The organism is Candidatus Margulisiibacteriota bacterium, from assembly GCA_041650635.1.
GTDB lineage: Bacteria > Margulisbacteria > WOR-1 > JAKLHX01 > JBAZKV01 > JBAZKV01.
In genome coordinates, this window is the sequence record JBAZKV010000003.1 from 20807 (window position 1) to 36407 (window position 15601).

Below are 15601 nucleotides of genomic sequence, written 5' to 3' on the forward strand. Positions count from 1 at the left end.
AGATGGAAGACGAGATAAATCTAAAAGACATTCTGGCGGTCCTGTACCGTTGGCGCAGTCTGATATTACTGATCACTTTCCTTTTTGGCGCTGCTGCTTTTATCGCTTTTTCTTTCATGGACCCTGTGTATGAGGCAAAATCAAGGATATTGATGAGATCATCATCATCTTCTTCTATCGGTTCAGTGGCGGGACTTGCGGCTTTGGCGGGAATCAACATCGGTTCGTCCGGGGGCGGACTGGGGGATATACAGGCGCTTATAGAAAGCAGAAAGGTTAACGATTATGTTTCTAAGGAAGCGGCAGTGTTGTCGAAAGACGGAAAACCGGTCGGCCTTGGCAAATTGAAGTCAAAAATTGACGGGGTGTTCCTTGTCATTTCCGTAAGCCATCGCGATCCTAATGCGGCGCAACTCATAAGCAACGCTTATATACATGCCCTGGCGATCTACTGGAACAAGCTCAATTATTCTGAGGCGCAGAAAAAGATCGATTATATTACCGCTGAACTGCCAAAAATACAGGCGCAGCTTGCGGCTGCCGAAAACAAATTGAAAAGCCTGATGTACCTTACGGATCAGCAGGGGGCTGTTGAAACCGTAGATGTTCTGAGAGCCAAGCGCGAGGTCGAAATACTCAACAGCGTTTACACAATGCTGCGAGGCCAGCTTGAATCCGCTAAACTGGACGCCGCAAAAGAGATGTCCCCGTTCTCCGATGTGGAAGAAGCCCTTTTGCCCGAAGCGCCGGTCTCGCCCAGGCGCGGCGTGAACACCGTCATCGGCCTCATTATGGGGCTGTTCGTTTCTGTTTTTGCGGCTTTCCTTCTTGATTATCTGATGCCCCAAAGGCGCAAGTAGACCCGACCTTAAAAGGTCGGCTCCATTGGGAAGCAAGATCGGAGCCGAACCTTCAGGCTCGGGTGGGTAGCGAGGACCCGACCTTAAAAGGTCGGCTCCATTGGGAAGCAAGATCGGAGCCGAACATTTATGTTCGGGATACACATCCCTTCCTTATCGTTCAACCATTGAACACCTGTGCTATAATTGTCCTATCCTATGGACGAGAACGAACTAAAACTCATCGCTGAACTCTCAAAAAATTCGCAGGCTTCGCAGAGATACCTGTCAAAAGCGTTGGACCTTTCGCTTGGAATGGTCAACATCATACTCCACAGGCTGATAGCCAAAGGCTATATGAAGGCAAAACAGCTTGACGGGCGCAGGGTAAGCTATATCCTAACCCCGAAAGGTTTTTCCGAAAAAGTAAAACGCTCTTCCGAGTATATCGCAAGAACGATAGATGCCTTTACATCCATAAAAGAGAGGATCAAGGATAAAATAAAAGGTTTGTACGACAACGGGCACAGAAAATTCGTTATACTTGGTGAAGGCGAACCCGCGGCCCTTACCGGTATGGCGCTTAAAGAGCTGGACCTTATGGACGCTGAGTATGAGCTGCGTACAGCGCTTGATAAGCCGGAGGATGGAACAGCGGTGATCAGAGTGGAAGACCTTTACCGGGAACTTGCAAAGGAACTATAGGAGAATAAAGCGTGAAGATATTGATGCTGGACCTGAAAGCGGAATACGCCGCCCTCAAGAGCGAGATAGACGGGGTTCTGGACAGAGTTCTTGAGAGCGGTCATTTTATTCTGGGGCCTAATGTGGCCGCGCTGGAGGGGGAATTTGCAAAATACACAGGCGCAAAATATGCGGTAGGAGTGGCATCCGGAACTGATGCCTTGTTTTTGGCTCTAAAGGCACTCGGCGTCAAAGAAGGGGATGAAGTCATAACCACGGCGCTTTCGTTTATTGCAACGGCCGAGGCTATTTCTTACACCGGCGCAAAGCCGGTCTTTGTGGATGTTATCCCGGACACTCACAATATAGATCCGGCAAAGCTGGAAGCAGCAATAACCAAAAAGACAAGAGCGATCATTCCCGTACACCTGTGGGGTCTGTGTGCCGATATGGAGCCAATACTTGCGGCGGCAAAAAAACACGGCCTTCTGGTAGTGGAGGACTGCGCGCAGGCTGCCGGGGCCTCTTACAGGGGACAAAAGGCAGGTTCCTTTGGCGATGCCGGCTGCTTTTCCTTTTTTCCGACCAAGAACCTGGGAGCCTACGGCGACGGAGGCATGATAACTACAGATGATAAAGAGACTTATGACAGGATCAAGCTTTTGCATCTTCACGGAAGCAAAGCGAGGGGCGTCCATGAGATCATCGGCTACAATAGCAGGCTTGATGAGATGCAGGCAGCGATCTTGCGGGTAAAATTGAAGCATTTGGACGCATGGAACGATAAAAGAAGGAATAATGCTGCCATATATAGCAGTCTTTTTGGAAAGAGCGGGATCAAGCACCCCGTTGAAAAAGAGGGTTTTAGACACGTTTACCACCAGTACACGATCGAGTTGGACAATAGAGATGACATGATGCAAAAGCTTTCTTCAAAGGAGATTCCTTCATTTGTGTATTACCCGAATCCTCTTCATCTGCAAAAGCCGTATTTGGGACTTGGTTACAAAGCCGGAGATTTTCCTGCAGCAGAAAAGATAGGACGGACAATGTTGTCTATTCCTGTGCATCCTTTCTTGTCAAAGGAAGAAGTCCTTATGGTTGGAAATGCAATTTTGGAAGCGATGTAACAAATGTCCAATTTCCAATGTCTAATGTCCAATTAAGGAGTCGCCTGCGGCGACGACATTTTAATGCAAGACAGCAGAAATGTCCAATGTCTAATTTCCAATATCCAATGTCTAATTTTGGGGATAAGAAATGACCGGTGATGGGAAGAAGTTTGATATTAAAGAAAGAGTGCTGGAATTTGTGGTTGATGTGGCAAGACTTGCTGATAAACTCCCCAGAAAATATTCCGCTCAAACTTACGCAAAGCAGTTGATAAGGGCCAGCTCTTCGATCGGGGCAAACTTGGAAGAGGCTGATGGGGCTGTATCAAGGAAAGATTTTTTGAACAAGCTGGGTATCGCCAGAAAAGAGGCAAACGAAACAAAATATTGGCTGCAATTAATTGACCGCACAGGCCTCTTTATGAACAAGGCTAATATTGCCGAGCTGCAACATTTGCTGTGTGAGAGTGTGGAGCTCAAATTAATCCTGAGCGCGATCATAAAAAACACGAAAGCGAATTCATAATTGGTCATTTGTCATTGGAAATTGTTAATTGGAAATTATTAGAAAGTTTTCATGGATAAAGTAAAAGTTTCAATAATCGGCGCAGGTGTAATTGGTCTGGCGGTTGCATATGAACTATCACAAGATCCGGATGCGGATATCGCGGTTTTTGAGAAATACCCATCATTTGGTCAGGAAACAAGCAGCCGCAATAGCGAAGTTATTCACGCAGGGATTTACTATCCGAAGGGCTTATTAAAAAGCAAATTGTGTCTGGAAGGAAATAGACTTCTTTATGAGTTCTGCCAAAAGCATTCTATAGATCACAAAAAATGCGGAAAGCTGATCGTCGCGGTAAATGACGCGGAAGCAGATAAGATCAAGAGAATATATTCAAATGCGGCCTCGATCGGTATTTCAGAATTAAGACTGACAAACTCAGATGAGATCAAGGACCTTGAACCGGATGTTTTTGCTGTTAAGGCGATCTATTCCGGTTCCACGGGAATAATTGATTCTCACGGTCTGATGCAGAAGCTGCATGACCTGGCAGAAAATAGCGGGGTTATGTTCTCTTTTGGAAATGAGGTGACAGGCATAAGCAAACAAAAGGACGGGTATATTATCACGACTTCGAAAGGCGATGAGGTTATGTCGGAGTTTGTGATCAACTGCGCCGGGCTTATGTCTGACAAAATAGCACAGATGGCCGGCTTTGATATCGAACCTCTCGGTTATAAACTGCATTACTGCAAAGGTGATTATTTTTCAGTATCAGGCGCTAACGGGAGATTATCTCATTTGGTCTATCCTCCTCCACACGAAAAAGGTTATGGCCTTGGTGTCCACGCGACCATAGACCTTACCGGCAGGATCAGGCTCGGTCCAGATACGACATATGTTGATAACATCGGCTACGATGTTGATCTTTCAAAAGCGGGCGAATTTTACGCGGCCGCAAAAAGATATCTGCCGTGGTTGGAAGAAGAAATGGTTGTTCCTGACACATCAGGCATGAGGCCGAAGCTCCAGGGGCCAAATGACCCGGTCGAGGATTTTGTCATAAAAGAGGAGTCTGCCAACGGGTTTCCGGGATTTGTGAACCTTATTGGGATAGAATCGCCCGGGCTGACATCGTGTTTAGCGATAGCAAGGATGGTAAAGGGGACCGTAGACCGCCTACCGTAGACCGGGGACCGGAAAGACAAATGTCCAATTATCAATTTCCAATTTCCAATGTCCAATAGTAAATTGGCAATTGGATATTGGTAATTGGAAATTAGACATTTCTTTGACAGGATCTGTCCAAGTATTTAAGCGCCCTTTCTCCGGCCTCTGACATGTTCTTTCCCAAAGAAATGAAGCCATGATTTTTCATTATCACAAAATCATTGTCTTTAATTATTGCAAGGACTTCTTTGATAAGCGCTTTCGTTCCGTAAGGCTGTTCTTTTGAGGTGCAGGGGATATTTAGTCTGGCCGCGTTGTCCATTATTTTGGTGCAATGGCCGTGAAAGATGGCGTTAATTTCCGGCCGTGGCTGATAGATGACATGGTGCAGAATACTTTCGGAAGACGGGGCTCTTGAACCTTGTGCTTTTACCGTAAATGCCTCCGTATCGGCGCTGTCTATCTCGACAAAATCCCGACCTCTTAAAGTTTCTTTTGAAATAAGTCCGGAAGCGGTAATAATAAATTGTTGAAAGCCGGGCTCTATCCTGTAGCTAAGATTCCCGAAGGTTCCTTTCCCATAGCAGGGGGCGAGCTCTTTTTTATGAAAGATGCCGCACCATTTGATCAGCTCTTTTATCCCTTTATCGTTTGGAGGCGTGTTTGAAAGGAATATCGTTTCGAATTTAGGGGCCGCGGCAATTTCATTCATAAGTTCTCCGGTTTCACGATACCTTTTTCCGTTATTATTCCCGTAATGTATTTTGCGGGGGTTACATCAAATGCCGGATTTCCGGCATTTGAGCCCGGATTGCAGACCAAAACTTCTCTCATGGTACCTTCTTTGTCGCGGCCGGTCTGGTAAAGGACCTCTTTATCGCTTCTTTCTTCGATAGGTATGTCCTTGCCTGTCGGACAATCCTTATCTATGGTAGATGTAGGGGCTGCTATGTAAAAAGGTATCCCATATTCTTTTGCGCAGATCGCTTTTTCAAGTGTCCCGATCTTGTTGCCTGTGTCGCCGTTTGCCGCTATCCTGTCGGCTCCGACGATAATGATATCAATCTTTCCCTTTGACATGAGATGTGCGCCGGCATTATCGGGGATTATTTTGTGAGGAATTCCTTCGTTTAATAGCTCCCATGCGGTAAGTCTAGCTCCTTGTCCGCGCGGCCTTGTTTCGTCTGCATAGACAAATACATTTTTGCCCTTGCGGGCAGCGGCGTACACGGGTGAAAGAGCAGAGCCCCAGTCAACAAAAGCAAGCCAGCCGGCGTTGCAGTGGGTCTCAATATTCATGCCGTCCTTGATCAGTTTTTCTCCGTGTTCTCCGATCAGCCTGCAATGTTGCGCGTCTTCATTTGCTATAGCCAAAGCCTCCTCAAAAGCCGCTCTTTTGGGGTATTTTGAATTAATGGCTTTGTCGAAGACCCTTTTAACCGCATAAAAGAGGGTTTGTGCCGTGGGGCGGGTGGATTCAATTTCGCAGCGGCCATCCGGATGGTTTTCTATGAATGCCTGCGCCATCGCAAAACCTGCAGCTGCGCCTATCGCGCCGGCGCCTCGGACTATCATTGTTCTTATGGCATGGCAGGTGTCTTTATATGTTTTTGCTTCGTGTATCTTGAATTCAAAAGGAAGGAGGTTCTGTTCGATCATGAATACCGAAGACCCATCCATCCAAATTGTGCGGTATTGTTTGTCTTTTACTTTCATTCGCCTTCAAATTCTGTCTGGGCGTAAACAGAATAACCGGCGGCTTCGAGTTTCTTTCTTCCCCCAAGCTCGGGCAGGTCTACAATAAAAGCGAGTTCGATTATGTTTCCCCCGAGTTTTTTGACGAGTTTGGCGGCTGCCGTTGCGGTTCCGCCTGTTGCCAAAAGATCATCGATTATCAGTACTTTTTGCCCCTTTTCTACCGCATCCTTATGGATCTCTATGGTATCGGTCCCGTATTCAAGGCTGTATTCCTCTTTTTCTGTCTCGGCGGGCAGTTTCCCCTTTTTCCTTACCGGAACAAAGCCTTTGCCCAGCAAATAGGCAACGGCCCCTCCAAGGATAAAACCCCTGGAATCTATCCCGACAACCACATCGATCTCTTTTTCCTTATATCTTTTAACAAAATCATCAATGCAGAGCCTTAACCCGACGGGGTCTTTTAAAAGAGTGGTTATGTCGCGGAACATGATCCCCGCTTTTGGCCAGTGGGGCACGGTCCTTATCCTTGATTTTATCGGCATTATATCCTCCTTATCTTTACAGTGTTTGGATTTCCTTGATATGCTTTTTAAGTTGAGGGAGGTTTTTTTGAATTGTATCCCAGACTGTTTCCAAAGATACGGTGAAATATCCGTGGATGAGAAAATTTCTAAATCCGACACATTCTTTCCATTCGACTTTTGGATGTTTTGATTTGATCTCCTCGGGAATATTGTTTGCCGCCTCGCCTATTATTTCAAAATTCCTGATCACAGCGTCAATAATCATGCTGTTGTTTTCAAAACCCTCAAATTTAATGCCAGAAGTATATTTTTCAATTTTATCCATTGCGCTTATAATATCTTCAATGAAGACTTTATATTCCCTTTTTGCGCTAAACATACATAACTTCCCCCAAAATCCTGTCTCTCAAAGCGGGTTTAATGGAGTTTTTGATCACAAGATCAACCCTCTTAGATAAAAGAGCTTCTAAATAATGTTGTAGCCGCACAATATTGAATAAATCATTATGCCCGTTTTCCAGTTCCACAAGAATATCAATATCGCTTTCAGTAGAAAAATCGTCCCTGACACGGGACCCAAAGATCCCTATCATCTTAACAAAGAAATTCCTTTGCAAATATCTTTTTTGATCTCTTAAAGTTTCTTCAATGTTCATATATATCCTCCCAGTATTAATTCTGACATAATATTACAAATCTATCAATGCTTTTCTGGTTGGTTTTTCAATGGAGGGGACCGCAGACCGTGGACAGGGGACCGTTAGGCAGGCATTATATTCTCCCCACAACTTTTATAAGCAAAGTCTTGACCTTTTCGGCGTTCTCTTTCATCCTCTTCAGGATCATTTCGTATGTAACGGGATCTTCGTCATCCTTCCAGCAGTCGTAGTCCGTTGACATGGCGATAGTCTGATAGGGGATGCCGAGTTCATTGGCAAGGATGACCTCGGGACAGGTGGACATGTTTATTATGTCCGCGCCCCAGGCCCTGAACATATGGCTTTCGGCTTTGGTGGAAAATCTTGGGCCTTCTATGGTTATAACGGTCACATCGCGGTTGTATTCGTACTTCATCTCATCGCAGGCCTTGCACAGCACATCGGTCAGATGTTCGTCGTAGGGATGGCTCATCGGGGTATGAAGGACTTCGTCTACATAGTATGTCAGGTTGCGGTGTTTTGTGAAATCTATGAACTGGGAGGGAAATACCAGGTTGCCCGGTTTTATCTCCTGCCTAAGCGACCCAACCGCCGTTGCCGCGAGCACATGAGTGCAGCCCTCGTCCTTAAGCGCTCTCATATTGGCAAGATAGTTTATCTTGGTAGGCGAGATGCCGTGGTCTTTTCCGTGGCGGGAAAGTATCACCACATCGACCCCGCTCAATTTGCCGCAGGTAAGCGTCGAAGACGGCTGGCCGTACTTGTTATTGTGCTCTTTTTCGACGGGGTCCTTAAGAATATCGGGATTATCGAGTCCGGAGCCGCCGATTATGGCTATTTTTTTCACCTTTTGATTATAGACGCGTCTGTATTATAATGTCAATTGTGGATACTGGTAGGTCGTTTTATCTGAGAGGAATGTAAAGAATGCTGTTCAATTCTTGGGAATTTGCCGTGTTCTTTCCCGTTGTAACATTCCTGTATTTCTTTTTGCCGCAAAAATGGAAATGGTTCATGCTTCTTGTGGCAAGCTGTGTTTTTTACATGGCCTTTATACCTGTTTATGTGTTGATCCTGGCCGTTACGATAGTCATAGATTATTTTGCGGGGATATTCATTGAAAACTCAGCAGGCAGGGCCAGGTCTTTTTTTCTTATTGCCAGCGTAATAGCCAATGTGGGTTTTCTGGGGTTTTTTAAATATTTCAATTTCTTTAACGCAAACTTTGATAGACTGGCCCAGCTTATTCATTGGAATTATCCGATACAAAGCCTGGCCATCATACTGCCTATAGGTCTTTCGTTTCACACATTTCAGGCAATGAGCTACACTATAGAAGTCTTTCGCGGCAGACAAAAGGCCGAGCGCCATTTTGGCATATACGCGCTGTATGTTATGTTCTATCCGCAGCTTGTTGCAGGCCCGATAGAGCGTCCGCAGAACCTTCTGCATCAATTCTATGAAAAGCATTCCTTTGAGTACGGGCGAGTCTCTGACGGTCTGAAACTCATGGTGTGGGGAATGTTTAAGAAGGTGGTCATTGCTGACAGGCTGGCTATACTTGTAAATACTGTCTATAATGATCCCACGCCGTATTCCGGCCTCACCTTGATAGTCGCGACCATATTTTTTGCCTTCCAGATATACTGTGATTTTTCGGGTTATTCTGATATTGCGATAGGCGCGGCACAGGTAATGGGCTTTAAGCTGATGGACAACTTTAACAGGCCCTATTTTTCAAAGTCGATATCGGAATTCTGGAAACGGTGGCACATATCACTGTCTACCTGGTTTAAAGATTATCTCTATATTTCTATGGGCGGCAACAGGGTCCCCAAATGGAGATGGCAGTTCAATCTGTTTTTTACATTTGCGGTAAGTGGATTGTGGCACGGGGCGAACTGGACTTACATAATATGGGGCGCCTTGAACGGCTTCTACCTGATCTTTTCACTTTGGACGGAAAAGATAAGGGAAAAGGCTGTGAAACTGTCAAATATCAGAAGGTTCCCCCGGATTTACAAGTATATACAGGTGCTGGTGACATTTTCTCTTACATGTTTTGCCTGGGTATTCTTCAGAGCAAGGAGCATGCATGATGTCAGGCACATATTAACTCACGCTTTTTCCGGCTTGTCCCAAGTGTTTGATATCCGCTATATTGTATCCAGTGTTTCGGGCCTAGGTCTTAGCAGCTACGAGTTTGCGGTTGCTTTAGCCTCTATCGCGCTCCTGTTGTTCGTGCATTCTATCCAAAGGCATGGCAGCATAAGGCACATGCTTGCGGGAAAACCGGCATGGATTAGATGGACGCTTTATTATTCGCTGCTGTACGGAATACTGTTTTTCGGGGTCTTTGAAAAGGCTCAGTTCATATACTTTCAGTTTTGAGGACAATAATGGATAAAGACTTAAAACGGCTGCTGATCAAGATATCTATGATGCTGCTCCCGGGGATAGTTCTGTTCCTGCCTGTTTATACTCTTTTGTACTATTCCAGAGAGCTAATGCCCGTGAAAGAGATTATAGAGATCCACGATAAAAAAAACCTTGTAGGTCTCTCGTACTCCGATCCGGCCGTAAATTTTAAATATTCGATGTTCATAAAGAAAAGACCGTCCATTTGTGTCCTTGGGACATCCAGGACAATGCAGTTCAGAGAAAAGTATTTTAACAGACCGTTCTACAATTGCGGGGGAGGAATCAGCAGACTTGGCGATCTCAGGAAATTCATTGAAAAGGCTCAGATCGAGGACCTAAAATTATTGATCATCGGACTTGACCAGAACTTCTTTAATAAAAAATGGGATGATATGAAGGACAACCCGTCTTACTCTTATTTTCTGCTCCATGACAGGAATATATCAAAGATACCTCTTTTGCAATACACAAAGGTCATCAATGATTTTATTGCGGGGAAATGTACTATTGGAAACGTGATAAAAAGAAGGTCTAACATCGGACTAAACGCTATTGTGAACCAGAATGGCTTTGCAAGCGACGGGAGTTACCATTACGGTAAAGATATTAGTGATAAAAAGGACACCTCTTTAGAGATAGATGCCGCATTGAGGTCATTCGGAAGCGGAGAAAGCTATAGATTTGAGTTTGGCGCTAAAGTCAATAATGATGCGCTGGGTGAACTTGAAAAACTGCTGGATGACTGCAAAAAGTACAATTATCATGTTGTTGCCTATCTTCCTCCTTACCCGGGAAGGGTGAATGATAAATTTTTTGAATATAGGAGAAAATACGCATACCTATTCAACTTGAAAAATGAAATCTCTCCTATTTTTGCTAAGTATGGCCAAGAATTCTACGATTATTCCGATGTAAGAAGGCTGGGGGCTTCTGACAGAGAATTCTTTGATGCTCTACATGGATCTGAAAAGGTTTCTCTTCGTATTCTTTTGGACATGATAGATAAAGGATCAGTGATAGGCAGCTTTTGCGATCGAGCTTATTTGAATGCTTTGTTGCGCAATTCAAAAGAAGACCTTTTCATATTTGATGAGTCATACTAGGTCGTAAGGTGCAACCCCCGGGAATTGCCCTCTATTTACCTGCATGTGTTGACATGCCCTTGATACTCGTCTACAATGTTCAATAATTGAACACATGGCAGGCAATATCAAAAAAACCGTCTTTTTTGACAGGGATGGGACGCTTGTAAAGGATGTAGGCTATCTTTCCGATCCTGAAGATATTGAGATACTGCCAGGAGCCGCGGAGGCTATAAAATTGCTTAACAGATCGGGATATCTGTCAATTGTCATCTCTAATCAAGCCGCTGTTGCAAGGGGGATTTTGACGGAGGAAGCTCTGAAAAAACTTAACACTGCTATCCTTAAAAAATTCAGCGAAAAAGGCGCAATAATCGATGATGTCTATTATTGCCCGCATCATCCTACCGCTGGGGCTTCAGCTTATACAATCAAATGCGAATGCAGAAAACCAAAGCCGGGCATGATACTAAGGGCCCAAAAAGAGCATGATATTGACCTGTCTTTGTCCTATATGGTTGGAGACAAAAGTATTGATGTTGAGGCCGGCAAAAATGCAGGCTGCCGTTCGATCCTTGTCCTTACGGGTTATGGCAGTGAGGAAAAGAGTAAACCAGGGTTTTCTGCGGACTTTATAGCAAATGACCCGCTTGAAGCTGTCAAATGGATCTTGAGGAAGGGGCGATGAAAGATATGATCAAGCAGCACATAATAGGATCTATCGAGGTTAAAAACCTGATGTTGAGCGAGGGAGCTCTTGTCTCAAGTATCGGGCAGATATCCGAAGTGATAGTAAGCGCGTATAGAAACGGCAATAAAGTACTTATTGCGGGCAACGGAGGAAGCGCGGCTGACAGTCAGCACATGGCGGCCGAGTTCGTGAGCAGGTTCAATTTTGACAGGCCTGCGCTGCCTTCGATAGCCCTTACCACCGATACATCCATGCTCACGGCCATCGGGAATGACTACGGTTTTGATAAGGTTTTTTCTAGGCAGATCGAAGCTAACGGGGCAAAGGGGGATGTTTTTATCGGGATATCGACCTCCGGCAATTCACAGAACATTATTGAAGGACTAAAAACGGCAAAAGCCAGAGGACTCCGCACCATAGGCTTTACCAATAAAACCGGCGGGAAGATGGCCCAGTTCTGCGATCACTGCATAAAAGTCCCTTCGATGAACACCCCCAGAGTGCAGGAATGCCACATATTGATAGCACACATCATCTGTGCGGTTGTTGAAGACAAAATTTTCGGGAAAGAATACAAAAAGTGAAAAAAAACTCAAAGATCTATGTGGCCGGACATACGGGACTGCTGGGATCAAGCCTTATGAAAAAGCTGACATCAGAAGGATACAGCAATATCGTTACCAGAACACACAGGGAACTGGACCTAATGCAGGCGCAGAAAGTGACGGACTTTTTTGATAAGGAACGGCCGGAATTTGTTTTTCTTGCGGCGGGAATGACGGGAGGCATCCTGGCCAATTCCACTTACCCTGCGGATTTTTTCCACAGGAACATCTCTATACAGGACAATGTGTTCGAAGCCGCGAAGAAATACGGTGTTGATAACCTTGTCTTCTACGGCTCATCATGCATGTATCCCAAAATATGTCCACAGCCGATGAAAGAGGAATATCTTTTCACCGGACATACCGAGCCCACAAGCGAAGCATATGCCGCTGCCAAGATCGCCGGCATCTACGCCTGCAGGGCTTATAATAAACAGGCTGGCCGCAACATTTTTATAGCTCTGGTGCCCAATTCGCTTTACGGCATCAACGATAGTCATGATCCGCAGAATTCGCATGTCATTTCATCGATGATGGCAAAATTCAGCAAAGCCGCGAAGGAGAACGCCAAAACCGTTGAGTTGTGGGGCACAGGGACTCCGCGCAGGGAATTTCTTTTCAGTGACGACGCGGCCAAAGCCTCTGTCTTTGCCGTCAAGAACGCGGATAAGCTTGAGAACAGTCATTATAACATCGGTCCAGGTTCTGACCACACCATAAAAGAACTGGCAGGCTTGATAGCCGCTGAAGCAGGGTTTAAGGGCTCCATTGTGTGGGACAGTTCGCGGCCTGACGGCACACCAAGAAAACTTCTTGATAGTTCAAGGTTCCGCGCCCTTGGCTGGGTGCCGGAAACCATGCTGAAAGAAGGGATCAAAGCGGCATACAAAGCCTATATTGAGGCGCAGAAATGAAAGAAGATAAGATCAAAACTTTCAAAGAAAAAGCTCTCCGGGTCAGAAAAGAGACGATGAAGATCCATTCCATCGCGCCAGAGACCAGGATCGCGTCTTCTCTGTCGTGTGTTGAGATCTTAACGGTCCTGTTTTACGGTGGATACATAAAATTCGATCCCAAAAAGCCGGAGTGGGAAGGCCGTGACAGGTTTGTCATAAGCAAGGCCCACGGATCGGTATCGTTCTATCCCGTGCTCGCGGATCTGGGGTTTATTCAGGAAAAAGAGCTTTCAAGGGTCTGTTTCGAAGGCGCACAGCTTCCCGGAATACCGGACATGCTGATCCCGGGATATGAGACCATAAACGGTTCTCTGGGGCACGGAGCCGGGGTCGCGTGCGGGATGGCGGCAGCTCTAAAGCTGAAAAATTCAAATTCAAAAGTTTTTGTCCTTATTGGAGACGGGGAACTTTACGAAGGCTCGGTTTGGGAGGCGGTAATGTTCGCCGGAGAACATAAGCTTGACAATCTGGTGATGATCCTTGACGCGAACAAGGCCTGCATGCTCGATTTTTGCAAGAACATCATAGACATGAGCCCGCTGGAAGACAAATTCTCCGCTTTCAGATGGGATGTACAGAGAGTTGACGGACATGACATGGAAGCTCTCTGCCTTGCTCTTGATAAAACCGCGTCTTCATTAGTAAAGCCCAAAGTTATAATTGCGGATACCGTAAAGGGCAAAGGCATCCCTTCTCTTGAGACCGATCCTCTAAGCCATATCAGGACAGTAAAAAAGGAAGACATAGATAAAATACTGGAGACCCTTAAATGAACATGACGATGAGGGACGCTTTCATAGAAAAGATACACGGGGAGATGTCCCGCGACGACCGGATCATGTTCATTGCTGCTGACCTGGGTTCGCCAAAGCTCGACGCGCTCAGAAAAGAATTCCCTGACAGATTCATCAATGTCGGGATCGCCGAACAGAACCTTGTCAATGTTGGCGCGGGATTTGCCCTTGAAGGGTTCACGGTCTATTGTTATGCTATTGCTGCTTTCCTCACCATGAGGGCGTTCGAACAGATAAGGAACAACGCTTCTCTTCTGTCAAAGAACAAAAAGCTTAACATCAATTTCGTAGGAGTCGGAGCAGGTTTAAGCTATGATGTTTCGGGTCCTTCTCATCACTGTCTTGAAGACATTTCGATCCTCGGGATATTGCCGGGCATAGAAATACTGTCTCCGTCGGATTGGACCGGGGCGCGCGCAATGGCGAAGTACTCGATCGATAATTCCGGCCCCAAGTATTTCAGATTTGACGGCAAACCTCTTGAAATGATATACAGCCCCGATAAAGGAGCCCCGGTCAAAAAGGGATTTGGAGAACTTGTCGAAGGACGGGATCTCTGTATCATATCCACGGGTTATATGACCCATGCGGCGCTTGCCGCGGCGCGTCTTCTTAAAGAAGAAGGCATCAATATAGGAGTGATAGATCTGTTAAGGCTTAAACCTGTTCCCCGTGAATTGGCCTTCGCATTAAAAAAATATAAAAGTATCATAACTTTGGAGGAAGGGTTTGTTTGCGGAGGGGGAATGGGGCATCTTCTTTGCGATGTTGAAGGACTTAACGGAAAAATTGCCGAAATAAAAGGGTTCCGGAACGGGTATGTGTTTGATGTGGGAAACAGGGAATCTCTGCATAAGAAGTGCGGACTTGATCCGAGGGCGATAGCCGACGGCTTCAAAAAATATTTTAGAACGAAAGGAAGTAAATGATGAAGATACTGGTTACAGGTGGCGCGGGATATATAGGGTCTGTGATGGTCCCCAAACTGCTTGAAAAAGGACATGAGGTCACGGTCCTTGACAATTTTATGTACAACCAGTCCCCGCTTCTTGAATGCTGCTCCAACCCAAAGTTCAGGGCAGTCCGCGGGGATGTCAGAGAAAAGGATGTTATGGAAAAGCTCATTAAGGACGCGGATGTAATATTTCCTCTGGCGTGCCTTACGGGCGCGCCCCTCTGTAAAAAAGACCCCTCGGGCGCCCAGACGATAATAGTGGACGCCATAAAGATGATGTTGAAGATTAAAAGCAAAGACCAGATGGTCATCTTCCCCAACACCAACAGCGGCTACGGAATAGGCGAAAAAGGCAAATTCTGCACTGAAGAAAGTCCTCTGAGGCCAGTATCGTCCTACGGAAAGCTGAAATGCGAGGCGGAGGACATGATACTAGAAAGCGGCAATGCCGTAGCGTTCAGGCTGGCCACCGCTTTCGGCGTAAGTCAGAGAATGAGACTGGACCTTCTTGTCAACGATTTCACCTACAGAGCCTTCTTTGACAGGTTCGTCGTCCTGTTCGAGGCGCATTTCAACAGGAATTACATCCATGTCAGGGATGTTGCCAAGGCGTTCATGCACGCTCTTGATAATTTTTCCAAGATGAAAGGTCAGGTATACAACCTGGGGCTTAGCGACGCCAACCTCACCAAAATGCAACTGTGTCAGGAGATAAAGAAACAGATACCAGATTTCTATTTTGTCGAGGCGGCAGTGGGCGAGGACCCTGACAAACGCGATTACTTAGTAAGCAATGAAAAGCTTGAAAAGACCGGCTACAGACCTGATGTGTCGATCCGGGATGGAATAAGAGAGCTCATCAAGAGCTTCGCGATCATAAAAAGGAACCAGTACGCAAATATCTAA

19 protein-coding genes are annotated in these 15601 nt (G+C 45.8%); 13 read left to right on the forward strand and 6 right to left on the reverse strand.

Annotation, left to right across the window (positions count from 1 at the left end):
- Window positions 1–2 precede the first annotated feature (2 nt).
- The 5 genes from WC490_01085 to WC490_01105 all read left to right on the forward strand — a co-directional run bounded on the left by WC490_01085 (window position 3) and on the right by WC490_01105 (window position 4328).
- Complete coding sequence (locus WC490_01085) at window positions 3–860, forward strand: GNVR domain-containing protein (GenBank protein MFA5097203.1); 858 nt, start codon at window positions 3–5, stop codon at window positions 858–860.
- Between the two features lie 198 nt (window positions 861–1058).
- Entirely contained in the window at window positions 1059–1544 is a 486-nt protein-coding gene (locus tag WC490_01090; GenBank protein ID MFA5097204.1) for a winged helix-turn-helix transcriptional regulator, read from the forward strand.
- An 11-nt stretch (window positions 1545–1555) separates the two neighbouring features.
- Window positions 1556–2653 (forward strand): DegT/DnrJ/EryC1/StrS family aminotransferase, encoded by a 1098-nt coding sequence (locus WC490_01095; GenBank protein ID MFA5097205.1) that lies wholly within the window; start codon window positions 1556–1558, stop codon window positions 2651–2653.
- Between the two features lie 130 nt (window positions 2654–2783).
- Window positions 2784–3161, forward strand: coding sequence for a four helix bundle protein (locus WC490_01100; GenBank protein MFA5097206.1), 378 nt, complete (start codon window positions 2784–2786; stop codon window positions 3159–3161).
- Between the two features lie 51 nt (window positions 3162–3212).
- Complete coding sequence (locus tag WC490_01105) at window positions 3213–4328, forward strand: NAD(P)/FAD-dependent oxidoreductase (GenBank protein MFA5097207.1); 1116 nt, start codon at window positions 3213–3215, stop codon at window positions 4326–4328.
- 91 nt (window positions 4329–4419) lie between these two features.
- On the opposite strand, the gene WC490_01110 is transcribed toward WC490_01105, so the two are convergent.
- The 6 genes from WC490_01110 to mtnP form a co-directional block, all read right to left on the reverse strand.
- A complete protein-coding gene (locus WC490_01110; GenBank protein ID MFA5097208.1) occupies window positions 4420–5022 on the reverse strand; it encodes a class II aldolase/adducin family protein in 603 nt (200 codons plus the stop codon).
- Window positions 5019–6026 (reverse strand): S-methyl-5-thioribose-1-phosphate isomerase, encoded by a 1008-nt coding sequence (mtnA, locus tag WC490_01115; protein ID MFA5097209.1) that lies wholly within the window; start codon window positions 6024–6026, stop codon window positions 5019–5021. Before mtnA ends, WC490_01110 begins: the two co-directional genes overlap by 4 nt.
- Window positions 6023–6550, reverse strand: coding sequence for an adenine phosphoribosyltransferase (locus WC490_01120; protein MFA5097210.1), 528 nt, complete (start codon window positions 6548–6550; stop codon window positions 6023–6025). The genes mtnA and WC490_01120 overlap by 4 nt, the downstream gene beginning before the upstream one ends.
- Before the next feature lie 16 nt (window positions 6551–6566).
- On the reverse strand, window positions 6567–6911 hold the full coding sequence (locus tag WC490_01125; GenBank protein MFA5097211.1) for a DUF86 domain-containing protein: 345 nt from the start codon (window positions 6909–6911) through the stop codon (window positions 6567–6569).
- The gene (locus tag WC490_01130; GenBank protein MFA5097212.1) at window positions 6904–7188 is read right to left on the reverse strand and encodes a nucleotidyltransferase family protein; all 285 of its coding nucleotides are present in this window, start codon (window positions 7186–7188) and stop codon (window positions 6904–6906) included. Before WC490_01130 ends, WC490_01125 begins: the two co-directional genes overlap by 8 nt.
- Before the next feature lie 115 nt (window positions 7189–7303).
- Entirely contained in the window at window positions 7304–8038 is a 735-nt protein-coding gene (gene mtnP / locus WC490_01135; protein MFA5097213.1) for an S-methyl-5'-thioadenosine phosphorylase, read from the reverse strand.
- Window positions 8039–8118: 80 nt separating this feature from the next.
- Between mtnP and WC490_01140 the strand changes: the two genes are divergently transcribed.
- The 8 genes from WC490_01140 to WC490_01175 all read left to right on the forward strand — a co-directional run bounded on the left by WC490_01140 (window position 8119) and on the right by WC490_01175 (window position 15601).
- On the forward strand, window positions 8119–9582 hold the full coding sequence (locus WC490_01140) for an MBOAT family O-acyltransferase (protein ID MFA5097214.1): 1464 nt from the start codon (window positions 8119–8121) through the stop codon (window positions 9580–9582).
- 8 nt (window positions 9583–9590) lie between these two features.
- A complete protein-coding gene (locus WC490_01145; GenBank protein MFA5097215.1) occupies window positions 9591–10715 on the forward strand; it encodes a hypothetical protein in 1125 nt (374 codons plus the stop codon).
- A 94-nt stretch (window positions 10716–10809) separates the two neighbouring features.
- The gene (locus WC490_01150; GenBank protein ID MFA5097216.1) at window positions 10810–11382 is read left to right on the forward strand and encodes an HAD family hydrolase; all 573 of its coding nucleotides are present in this window, start codon (window positions 10810–10812) and stop codon (window positions 11380–11382) included.
- Complete coding sequence (gene gmhA, locus WC490_01155; protein ID MFA5097217.1) at window positions 11379–11969, forward strand: D-sedoheptulose 7-phosphate isomerase; 591 nt, start codon at window positions 11379–11381, stop codon at window positions 11967–11969. The genes WC490_01150 and gmhA overlap by 4 nt, the downstream gene beginning before the upstream one ends.
- Window positions 11966–12904 carry a GDP-L-fucose synthase gene (locus WC490_01160; protein ID MFA5097218.1) on the forward strand — a complete coding sequence of 313 codons (939 nt, stop codon included), beginning with the start codon at window positions 11966–11968 and terminating at the stop codon, window positions 12902–12904. The genes gmhA and WC490_01160 overlap by 4 nt, the downstream gene beginning before the upstream one ends.
- Window positions 12901–13719 (forward strand): transketolase, encoded by an 819-nt coding sequence (locus WC490_01165; GenBank protein MFA5097219.1) that lies wholly within the window; start codon window positions 12901–12903, stop codon window positions 13717–13719. Before WC490_01160 ends, WC490_01165 begins: the two co-directional genes overlap by 4 nt.
- Window positions 13716–14669, forward strand: coding sequence for a transketolase C-terminal domain-containing protein (locus tag WC490_01170; GenBank protein MFA5097220.1), 954 nt, complete (start codon window positions 13716–13718; stop codon window positions 14667–14669). Before WC490_01165 ends, WC490_01170 begins: the two co-directional genes overlap by 4 nt.
- A complete protein-coding gene (locus tag WC490_01175; protein ID MFA5097221.1) occupies window positions 14669–15601 on the forward strand; it encodes an NAD(P)-dependent oxidoreductase in 933 nt (310 codons plus the stop codon). The genes WC490_01170 and WC490_01175 overlap by 1 nt, the downstream gene beginning before the upstream one ends.